The organism is Variovorax sp. GW821-FHT09B05, assembly GCF_059418265.1.
Genome location: NZ_JBWKPN010000018.1, coordinates 1 through 11,501, shown reverse-complemented (window position 1 = coordinate 11,501; position 11,501 = coordinate 1). Strand labels below are relative to the sequence as shown.

Annotated in this window: 3 protein-coding genes; all 3 read left to right on the top strand. The window is 71.8% G+C overall.

The window, feature by feature from the left end; genetic code table 11:
• Positions 1 to 2 precede the first annotated feature (2 nt).
• Positions 3 to 3,095: a non-ribosomal peptide synthetase gene (locus tag AC07RM_RS33790; protein ID WP_495337260.1), complete on the top strand. Its 3,093-nt coding sequence runs from the start codon at positions 3 to 5 to the stop codon at positions 3,093 to 3,095.
• Between the two features lie 14 nt (positions 3,096 to 3,109).
• Positions 3,110 to 9,670 (top strand): amino acid adenylation domain-containing protein, encoded by a 6,561-nt coding sequence (locus tag AC07RM_RS33785; RefSeq protein WP_495337259.1) that lies wholly within the window; start codon positions 3,110 to 3,112, stop codon positions 9,668 to 9,670.
• On the top strand, positions 9,670 to 11,501 hold a 1,832-nt coding region (locus tag AC07RM_RS33780; RefSeq protein ID WP_495337258.1), incomplete at its 3' end, for a condensation domain-containing protein. The genes AC07RM_RS33785 and AC07RM_RS33780, both read left to right, overlap by 1 nt.

Below are 11,501 nucleotides of genomic sequence, written 5' to 3'. Positions count from 1 at the left end.
AGATGGAAGACCGGTTCGAGAATTTCGAGGCGGCCCTGCCGTTGAGCCCCGAGCAGCGCGCCGTGCTCGCGATGCACCGTGGTGCCGCGCTGCGGCCGCTCGCGATGTCCGTGGCCATCGAGGGCGCGATCGAGGAAGGGCGCCTGCGTGCCGTCGCGGCCGAGGTGCTGCAGGCACACGAGGCGCTGCGCCTCGCGGTGCGCGAGGCGGCCGATCCGCTCGCCTGGCGCCAGCAGCCGCGCGCCACGCTGAGCGCCAGCCACGCGCAGGCCGATGCGCCGATGCAACCACGCGAAGGCGGCATGGTACGGATCGGGCTGGACCGAGTCGACGCATCGACGCATCGGCTGACGCTGTCCGCCCATCCGCTGGCGGCCGATGCGGCCAGCCTCGCGGGGCTGGTCGCGCGCATCGCCGAGGGCTGTGGCGACGCGGCCGCGGCCGAGGCGGCCGAGCCGTTCCAGTACACGCAGTTCGCGGCCTGGCGCGATGCGCTCGCGCACGACGACGAGGACGATGCGGTGAAGGGGCGCGCCTACTGGGCGAACTACCTGGCCGGTGCCGAAGCGCCGGCCGCGCCGCGTCTCGCGACACGGCAAGGCGATGCGACGGATGCGCCGTCGGCGCGCCGCGTCGTCGAGCGCGTGCTCGACGCGACGCTGTCGGCGCGGCTGGAGGCCTTGGCCGGAGCGCGGGGCGTCCGCACCGCCGAACTGCTGCAGGCCGCCTGGTGGGCGCTGCTCGCGCGGCTCACGGGCTTCGCGCGCTTCGCCGGCGGTTGGCAGCACGACTGCCGCCTCGACTACGAGGTGATGCAAGGCGCCATCGGCGTCTACGAGAAGGTGCTGCCGCTGCGCGTGGAGATCGGCGCCGAGGAGCCGTTCGCCGACTGGCTCGCGCGTTGCGCGGCGCAGCTTCGCGCGCACGTCGAGGCGCAGGAGTACGCGGTGCTCGAGGCGGCGGCCGACACGGTCCCTCCGGCCGTCGGCTTCGCGCTGCGTGCGCCGCAAGACCTGCCCGCGTCGTGGCGGGTGACGCAGCGGCCCGGACCGCTGCCTTGCTTCGAGCTCGCGCTCGACGTCGAATGGTCGCCGGCGCGCGCCGTGTTCGCACTGCATGCGCAAGAGGCCTGCCATGGCGAGGCCGCGATGGAGCGCCTGCTGCAACAGCTCTTCGCGCTGCTGCAGGCGGTGGCGGACCAGCCTGCGACACCGATGCAGGACCTGGTGCTCATCGATGCGGACGAGCGCCGGGCGCTGCTGTCCCTCGAAGGCGCGGCGCTGGATGTGGGCACCCAAGGCATCGCCGGGCGCATCGCCCACTGGGCACGGGCGACGCCCGACGCCCCCGCGATCGAGGAGGGCGCGCACTGCCTGAGCTATGCGGCGCTCGACGCCCGCATCAACCGCATGGCGCGCTGGATGCAGGCGCAGGGCGTGCAGCGCGACGCGCTGGTCGCGCTCGCGCTGCCGCGATCGCTCGATTTGCTGGTCGCGATGCTCGCGGCCTGGCGTGCGGGCGCGGGCTACCTGCCGCTGGAACCCGAATGGCCCGCGGCGCGCCGCGCCGCGGTGCTCGCCGACGCCCGGCCGGCACTGCTGCTGCAGGCCGAGCCGGTGGGCGACGCCGCGCCCTCGAGCTGGCGCGTGGCGACGGCCGGCGAGATCGACCTGTCGGCCTTCGAGGCTGGCGCACTCGACGTACCGGCCGGTCCGCGCGACCTGGCCTATGTGCTCTACACCTCCGGTTCCACCGGCAAGCCCAAGGGCGTGGTGATCGAGCAGGCGCAGTTGCTCAACTACGTGGCGGCCGCCTCCGCGGCGATGGGGCTCGACGCTTGCCGGCGTTGGGCGCTCACGAGCACCGTGGCGGCCGACCTCGGCAACACCGCGCTGTTCGGCGCCTTCTTCAACGGCGCCTGCCTGGTGGTGGCCGGCGCGGAAGCGACGCACGATGCCGCCGCCTTCACGCGCTTCATGGCCGCGCAGCGCATCGATGCGCTCAAGATCGTGCCCTCGCACCTCGAGGCGCTGCTCGAGGCCGAGGCGCCGGTGCTGCCGCGGCTGCTGGTGCTTGGCGGCGAGGCCGCATCGCGCTCGCTGCTGGCACGCATCGCGCGCGTGGCGCCCGGTTGCACGGTCTACAACCACTACGGCCCGACCGAGACCACGGTCGGCGTGATGGTGCACCGGCTCGAGGCCGGCGCGGCCTTCCCCGACCAGCTGCCGCTGTCGCGGGTGCTGGCCAACAACCGCGTGCGCGTGCTCGATGCCGCGCGGCGGCTCGTGCCCACCGGCGCGCTGGGCGAGCTGTACATCGGCGGCGCGCAGCTGTGCCGGGGCTACCTCGGCGGCGTCGCGTCGGAGGCCTTCATCGACGACCCCTTCGCCCCTGGCGAGCGGCTCTATCGCACGGGCGACCTGGCCTGCGTGCTGCCCGACGGCGCGGTGCGCATCGCGGGCCGCGCGGACCACCAGCTCAAGGTGCGGGGCTTTCGCGTCGAACCGGGCGAGATCGAGGCGGTGCTGCTGGCGCAGGAAGGCGTGCGCCAGGCGGTGGTGCTGCCCGTGGCCGTGCCGGCCGGTGGCGTGGAGCTGGTGGCCTGCGTGATTGGCGAGACCGGCCTGGTGGCCGGGCTGCGCGAGCGCCTGGCCGCGCTGCTGCCCGCGCACATGGTGCCGGCGCGCTGTGTCGAGGTCCAGGCATTCCCGCGCCTCGCGAACGGAAAGATCGACCGCCTCGCGCTGGCGGCCGCCATGCCCGCCGGCGCGCCAGCCGTCACGCCGCAGGACACGCAGGCGCCGCGCGATGCGCTCGAACAACTGCTGGCCGCCGCCATGGCCGAGCTGCTCGGCCGTGCATCCATCGGCACCGACGAAGACTTCTTCGAGCTCGGCGCGCATTCGCTGCTGGCGATCAAGCTGGCCGCGCGCATCCGCCGGCTGCTGCGCGTGGAGATCGCGCCGGGGCTGGTGTTCGACCACCCGAGCGTCGCCACGCTGGCGCGCGCGGTGCGCACCGCCAGCGCCGATGCCGCGCAGACCGACCGGCTCGCCGATGCCTGGCGCCTCGAAGCCGAGGCCACACCCTCTTGAACGGAAAACGCCCGATGAACGAGACGACGATGCCGACGCACGCGGACCCTGAAGCGATTGCCGCCTGCACGGCGCCCGGGGAGGCCGTCGCGATGTCCTTCGCGCAGCAGCAGCTCTGGTTCCTGCAGAACCTGGAGCCGGAGCTCACGGCCTACAACCTGCCGCGGGTGTTCCGCCTGCAGGGGGCGCTCGACGCCGATGCGCTGGAGCGCGCGTTCCAGGCGCTGGTCGAGCGGCACGCGGTGCTGCGTACGCGCTTCTTCGGCCGCGACGGTGCGGCGCTGCAGCAGGTGCAGGCCGAGGCCGCCTTCGGCCTCGAGCGCATCGATCTGCGCAGCGAGACGCCCGCGCTGCGAGCGGAACGGCTCGATGACGCGGTCCGCCGCACCGTCTCGCACGTGTTCGACCTGGGCGCGGCGCCGGCGCTGGTGGCGCGGCTGGTGCGGCTCGGCGACGAGGAGCATGTGCTCGCGATCTGCCTGCATCACATCGTCTCCGACGCGTGGTCGAACCCGATCCTCGCCAGGGACCTGGCCGATGCCTATGCGGCGGCGCGGCGCGCGCCCGGCGCGGTACGCCTGCCGGCGCTGCCGCTGCAATACGCGGACTACGCGCGCTGGCAGCGCGAGCGCGAGGCCTCGGGCGGCATGCAGCGCGACCTGGACCACTGGAACGCGCACCTGGGCCCCGAGGTGCCGGCGCTGGACCTGCCGACCGACCATGCCCGCCCCGAGGCGCTGGGCTTCGAGGGCGCGGCCGTGCACTTCGCGCTCGAGGCGCCGCTGTGCGCAGCGCTGCTGCAGCGCTGCCGCGCCGAGCGCAGCACGCCCTTCGTGCTGATGTTCGCCGCCTGGCAGGTGCTGCTCGCGCGCTACAGCGGCCAGTACGACTTCGCGGTGGGCGTGCCGTCGGCGGGCCGGCATCGCGAGGAGCTGCACGGGCTGCTGGGCTTTTTCGTCACGACGCAGGTGTTCCGCGCGCGGCTCGCGCCGCACATGCCGCTGCGCGACATCTGCCGCCAGGTGCGCGGCGACGTGCTGGCCGCGCTCGAGCACGCCGACCTGCCGTTCGACGTGCTGCTCGCCAGCCGCGGCGACCGGCGCGAGCCGGGCCGCACGCCGCTGTTCCAGGTCATGTTCGGCCTGCAGATGGAGGACGGCGCGACGGGCCCCGCGTTCGAAGGGCTGGAGGTCGAGCCGTTGCCCGCGCCCGACCGCAGCGCGAAGTTCGAGCTCTCGCTCGACCTCACGATCGCCGGCGCGCAGCTGCGCGGCCGGCTCGAATACAACACCGCGCTCTACGGCCAGGCCGGCATCGAGCGGATGGTGGAGGCCTACATCGAGGTGCTGCGGCAGATGGCGGCCGACATCGAACGCCCGCTCGGCAGCTTCGCGCTGACCGACGCCGTCGATCGCCAGCGGCGCGCGCCGTGGGAGGGCGCGCCGCACCGGCAGCACCCGGTCGAGTCCATCCCCCGCCTGTTCGAGCACCAGGCCCGCACGCGGCCCGGCGCCGTCGCGCTGGCCTTCGGCGACGAAGTGCTGAGCTACGGCGAACTGAACGCGCGCGCCAACCGGCTCGCGCATCGCCTGCTGTCGCGCGGCGTCAAGCCCGAGACACTGGTGGGCATCGCCGTGGAGCGCTCGGCCGACACCGTGGTCGGCCTGCTGGCGATCCTGAAGGCCGGCGCGGCCTACCTGCCGCTGGACCCCGACTACCCGCGCGATCGGCTGGCCTACATGATCGAGGACAGCGGCACCGCGCTGGTGCTCACGCAGCGGGCGGTGCGTGAGAAGGTGCCGGCCCCCGGCAGCGTGGCGGTGCTCGAGATCGATGCGCTCGATCTGTCGACGGAGCCCGCGAGCGATCCGGGCGTCGCGGTGGGGCCGGAGAACCTCGCCTACGTGATCTACACCTCCGGCTCCACCGGCCGGCCCAAGGGCGCGCAGCTGTGCCACCGCAACGTGGCGCGGCTGCTGGCCGCCACCGACGCGTGGTTCGGCTTCGGACCGGACGACGTCTGGACGCTCTTCCATTCCTATGCCTTCGACTTCTCGGTGTGGGAAATCTTCGGCGCGCTGTGCACCGGCGGCAAGCTGGTGGTGGTGCCCTACTGGGTCAGCCGTTCGCCCGAGGACTTCCTCGCGCTGCTCGGCCGCGAACGCGTGACGGTGCTCAACCAGACGCCCTCGGCCTTCGGGCAACTCACGCGCCTGCCGGCGCTGGACGACGAGGGCGTGGCGGCCGGCCTCGCGCTGCGCTGCGTGATCTTCGGCGGCGAGGCGCTCGAGCCCGAGACGCTGCGGCCGTGGATGGACCGCTTCGGCGACCAGTCGCCACGGCTGATCAACATGTACGGCATCACGGAAACGACGGTGCACGTGACCTACAGGCCGATCACCCGACTCGACCTCGACGGCGGGCGCAGCCCGATCGGCGTGCCGATCCCGGACCTGGGCCTGCGCGTGCTCGACGACGCGCTCAACGCGTCGCCCATCGGCGTGCCCGGCGAGCTGCATGTCGCGGGCGCGGGCCTGGCGCGCGGCTACCTGGGGCGGCCGGGCCTGAGTGCGGAGCGCTTCATCGCCGATCCCTTCGATGGCGAGGGTGGCCGGCTGTACCGCACGGGCGACCTGGTGCGCTGGAACGAGCAAGGGCAACTGGAGTACCTGGGGCGCATCGACCACCAGGTGAAGATCCGCGGCTTCCGCGTGGAACTGGGCGAGATCGAGGCCAGCCTGCTGGCGCAACCGCAGGTGTGGGAAGCGGTGGTGGTGGCGAGCGAAGGCGCGCTGGGCGCGCGGCTGGTGGGCTACGTGTCGGGCAGCGGAATCGACACCGCGCTGCTGCGGCAGAAGCTCGCCGAGACGCTGCCGGACTATATGGTGCCCGCGGTGCTGGTGGTGCTCGATGCGCTGCCGCAGAACGCGAACGGCAAGGTGGACCGCAAGGCATTGCCGGCGCCGGAGTTCGCGAGCGAACAGGCCTACGAGGCGCCCGCGGGCGAGGCGGAAGAGCAGTTGGCGGCGATCTGGGCCGAGGTGCTGGACGTGCCGCGCGTGGGCCGCAACGACAACTTCTTCGAGCTCGGCGGGCACTCGTTGCTCGCGTTGCGCCTGCTGGAGCGCGTGCGTGACCAGGGCTGGTCGGTGCAGGTGCGCACCCTGTTCCGGCATCCGCAACTGGCCGCTTTCGCGCAGGCATTGGCACAGGAACAGGGCCGGCGCGCGGTGGTCGTGCCGCCGAACCTCATTCCCGAGGGATGCGGGGCGATCGAGCCGGCGATGCTGACGCTGGTCGACCTCGACGCCCAGAAGATCCGGCGCATCGAGGCGCAGGTGGCTGGCGGCGCGGCCAACATCCAGGACATCTATCCGCTGGCTCCGCTGCAGGAGGGCATGCTCTTCCATCACCTGCTGCAGGGTGCGGGCGATGCCTATGTCATCCCGCACCTGCTGAGCTTCGACAGCCGTGCACGGCTGGAACAGTTCATCGACAGCTTCGACCAGGTGATCGCGCGTCACGACGTCCTGCGCACGGGCGTGCTGTGGGAAGGGCTGGAGTCGGCCGTGCAGGTGGTGCACAGGCAGGCGAAGCTGCCGTTGCAATGGCTGCAGGCCGACGAGGCGGGCGACGAGGCGAGCGACGGATTCGCCAGCGTCGAGGCGCGCCTGAACGCGCATGTGGACCCGTCCCGCTATCGCATCGACGTGCGCAGCGCGCCGATGATCCGCGCCGTGGCGGCGCACGATCGCGCGCACGGGCGCTGGCTGCTGCAGCTTCCGAGCCACCACATGGCGCTGGACCACACGACGCTGGAGCTGCTGGTCGAGGAGATCGCGCTGATCCAGCAGGGCCGCCAGCAGGAGTTGCCCGAGCCGGTGCCGTTCCGGCGCTACGTGGCGCAGGCGCGCCTGGGCGTGAGCCAGGCCGAGCACGAGGCCTTCTTCGGCGAGATGCTGGGCGACGTGGACGAGCCGACGGCGCCCTTCGAGCTGCTGGACGTGCAGGGCGATGGCACGCGGGTGGTGGAGGCGCGCGTGCCGCTGGAGGCGGCGCTGGCGGCACAGATCCGCGGCCAGGCGCAGCGCCACGGAGTGAGCGCGGCGACCTTGTTCCACCTGGCGTGGGCGCTGGTGCTGGCCAAGACCACGGGCAAGGACGACGTGGTGTTCGGCACGGTGCTGTTCGGCCGCATGGAAGGCGGCGAGGGCGGCGGGCGGGCACTGGGGCTGTTCATCAACACGCTGCCGGTGCGGATCCGGCTGGGCGCGCAGGACATGGTGCAGTGCCTGCGGCAGACGCATGCGGCGCTCACGGGGTTGCTGCACCACGAGCATGCGAGCCTGTCGCTGGCGCAGCGCTGCAGTGGCCTGCCGGGGGGCACGCCGCTGTTCTCGGCGCTGCTCAACTACCGCTACACGCCGAAGGCCGAGGCCGCCGGCGACGGTGGGCCGCAGGCTTCGGCCTGGGAGGGCATGGAGGTACTCGGGAGCAGGGAGCGCACGAACTATCCCGTGGCCCTGTCGGTGGATGACGAGGGCGAAGGCTTCACGCTGGTCGGGCAGGTCCACGAGTCGGTGAACGCGGCGCGCGTCTGCGGCTACATGCAGGCGGCGATCCGCGGCGTGGTCGATGCGCTGGCGCAGCGACCCACGCAGCCGGCCTGCGAGCTGGAACTGATCCCGGAGCACGAGAAGGACGAACTGTCGAACTGGGGCCTGAATGCGCAGCGCTACCCGGATGCGCTGCCCGTGCACGGTCTCTTCGAACAGCACGCCGCGCGCAGGCCGGAGGCGGCCGCGCTGGTCTTCGGCGACGAGACGCTGAGCTACGGCGAGCTCAATGCAAGGGCCAACCGGCTGGCGCACCACCTGATCGCCCACGGGGTGAGACCCGAAAGCTGCGTGGGCATCGCGGTGGAACGTTCGATCGAGATGGTGGTGGCGATCCTCGCGATCCTGAAGGCCGGCGGCGCCTATGTGCCGCTGGACCCCGACTACCCGGGCGACCGGCTGGCCTACATGGTCGAGGACAGCGGCATCCGGATGCTGCTCACGCAGTCGCATCGGGTGGCGCGCCTGCCGTTCGCCCACGCGTTGGTCACCCTCGAACTCGACACGCTGGACCTGCAAGCGCTGCCCGCGCACGATCCGCGCGTCGCGCTCGATCGAGGCCATCTGGCCTACCTGATCTACACCTCGGGCTCCACCGGCAGGCCCAAGGGCGTCGGCATTCCGCATGGGGCCCTGGTGCAGCATGCGCAGGAGTCGGTGCGCTTCTTCGGCCTGACGCCGGCGGATCGCATGCTGCAGTTCTCGACGCTGAATTTCGACGGCTTCGTCGAGCAGACCTTTTCGCCGCTGGTTGCGGGCGCCGCCATCGTGCTGCGCGGACCGGTGCTCTGGGACAGCGACACCTTCTACAGCGAGCTGATCGACCGGCAGATCAGCGTCGTCGACCTCACCACCGCCTACTGGCTGATGCTGGTGCAGGACCTCGCGCGGCACGGCGTGCGCCCCCATGGGGCGTTGCGGCAGATGCACGTGGGCGGTGAAGCCATGCCGCCCGAAGGGCTCAATGCCTGGCGCAAGGCGGGCCTGGCGGGGGTGGCGCTGCTCAACACCTACGGTCCGACCGAGGCGACCGTCACGGCGTCGATCCTCGATTGCGCCCCCTATCTCGAAGAAGGCCACGAACTGCCGCGGCGCATGCCGATCGGCGTGCCCCTGGCCGGCCGCGCGCTGCGCGTGATGGGCAGCGATTTCAATCTGGTGCCCCAAGGCGCGGCCGGAGAACTGTGCATCGGTGGCGCCTTGCTGGCGCGCGGCTACCTGGGGCGGCCGGGGCTGAGCGCGGAGCGTTTCATCGCCGATCCTTTCGATGGCGAGGGTAGCCGGCTGTACCGCACGGGCGACCTGGTGCGCTGGAACGAGCAAGGGCAACTGGAGTACCTCGGCCGCATCGACCACCAGGTGAAGATCCGCGGCTTCCGCGTGGAGCTCGGCGAGATCGAGGCCAGCCTGCTGGCGCAACCGCAGGTGCGAGAAGCGGTGGTGGTGGCGAACGAAGGCGCGCTGGGTGCGCGCCTGGTGGGCTACGTGTCGGGCAGCGGAATCGACACCGCGCTGCTGCGGCAGAAGCTCGCCGAGACGCTGCCGGACTACATGGTGCCCGCGGTGCTGGTGGTGCTCGATGCGCTGCCGCAGAACGCGAACGGCAAGGTGGACCGCAAGGCGCTGCCGGCGCCGGAGTTCGCGAGCGAACAGGCCTACGAGGCGCCCGCGGGCGAGGCGGAAGAGCAGCTGGCGGCGATCTGGGCCGAGGTGCTGGGCGTGCCGCGCGTGGGTCGCAACGACAACTTCTTCGAGCTCGGCGGGCACTCGCTGATGGCCGTTCGGGTGGTGTCCCGGGTGCAGGCCGCCATGCGCGCCGATCTGCGGATCCAGGACATCTTCCTGCACCCGACCTTGCTCGCCATGGCCGCCAGCATCGCGGCGGCCGGACAGAAAACCCCCATCGACGAGTCCCTCCTGGACATCGACGCATTCATCGACAGCATGGAGACAGCCTGATGGAAACCACGGCAACCCGCCGCATCGCAGAACGTTTTTCCCGACTGACTTCCACGCAACGCCGGGCGGTCTACGAGAAGATCCGCGCCGAAGGCCTGACCATCGGGCAGTTTCCGATCCTGGCGCGGGATGCCTCGACCTTGGAGCGCTGCCATCTCTCGTACGCGCAACTGCGGCAGTGGTTCCTCTGGCAGCTGGACCCGCGAAGCACGGCCTACCACATCCATGGCGCATTGAGGCTCGAGGGGTCCCTGGACACGGAGGCCCTGCGCGCGAGTTTCGCGGCCCTGGTGGCGCGTCACGAATCGCTGCGCACCGTGTTTCGCGCCGAAGCCGACGGCCTGGCCGAACAGGTGATCCGCGAGGACATCCATTTCGACATCGAGCAGGTGGACCTTGGCGACGTGGCACCGGCAGAGCGCGCAGCGCGTGCCGACGAGGTCGCCCGCGGCTTGAGCGCGGTGCCGTTCGACCTGACGGCCGGCCCGCTGCTGCGCGTGGGCCTGATCCGCCTGGCGGCCGACGACCACATGCTGGTGGTGGTGATGCACCACATCGTGTCGGACGGCTGGTCGATGCAGCTCGTGGTCGACGAACTCGTCACCCTTTACCGGGCGCACGCCAGCGCCGAGGCGTCGGGCCTGCAGCCCTTGCCGATCCAGTACGCCGACTATGCGATGTGGCAGCGCAACTGGCTGGAGGCGGGGGAAAAGGACCGCCAGCTCGCCTACTGGACGCAGCAGCTGGGCAGCGAGCAGCCCGTGCTCCAGCTGCCCGCGGACCATGCGCGCCGCGCCGACGGCAGCTACCGCGCGGCGCGGCATGACTTCGAGCTTCCGGGCGATCTGGCCAAGGGCCTTCGCGCCCGCGCCCAGGGCCAGGGCGCGACGCTGTTCATGGCGCTGCTCGCGGGCTTCCAGGCATTGCTGAGCCGCCACACGGGCCAGGAAGACATTCGCGTGGGCGTTCCGATCGCGAACCGGAACCGCGTGGAGACCGAAGGCGTCGTCGGCTTCTTCGTCAACACGCAGGTGCTGCGCAACGTGGTGGATGCGCGTGCGAGCCTGTCGCAGGTGCTGCTGCAGGCACGCGATGCGGCGGTGGGCGCGCAGGCCCACCAGGACCTGCCTTTCGAGCAGCTCGTCGAAGCGCTGCAACCGCAGCGCAGCCTGGTCACGAATCCGTTGTTCCAGGTGATGTTCAACCACCAGCGCGCGGACTTCCGTTCGCTCGAAGACCTGCCGGGCCTCCGGTTGACCGCGCACGACCTGGGCGTGCAGGCGGCGCAGCTCGAGCTCGCGCTGGACACCACCGAGGACACGGACGGCCGCGTGCGGGGGACGTTTCGCTACGCGGCGGAGCTGTTCGATGCGCGGACGATGGCGCGCATGGTCGGCCACTACCTGGCGGTGTTGCGGGCCCTGGCCGAGACGCCGCGGCAGGCGGTGGGCGACGTGGCCTTGCTCGACGAGGCCGAACGCAAGCAGCTGAAGGCCTGGAGCGAAAACGATCGGCGGCATGCCGGGGCACGGCCGGTGCACGAGCAGATCGAGCAGCACGCGCGGCAACGGCCCGATGCGACGGCGCTGCTGTTCGGCGACGAGGTGCTGAGCTACGGCGAGCTCAATGCGCGGGCCAACCGCCTGGCGCACCGCCTGATCGCGCTCGGCGTGAAGCCCGAGCGCTGCGTGGGCATCGCGATGGAGCGCTCCGTCGAGATGATGGTGGCCATCCTGGCGATCCTGAAGGCCGGTGGCGCCTACGTGCCGCTGGACCCCGAGTACCCGGCGGACCGGCTGGCCTACATGGTGGCCGACAGCGGCCTGTCGAT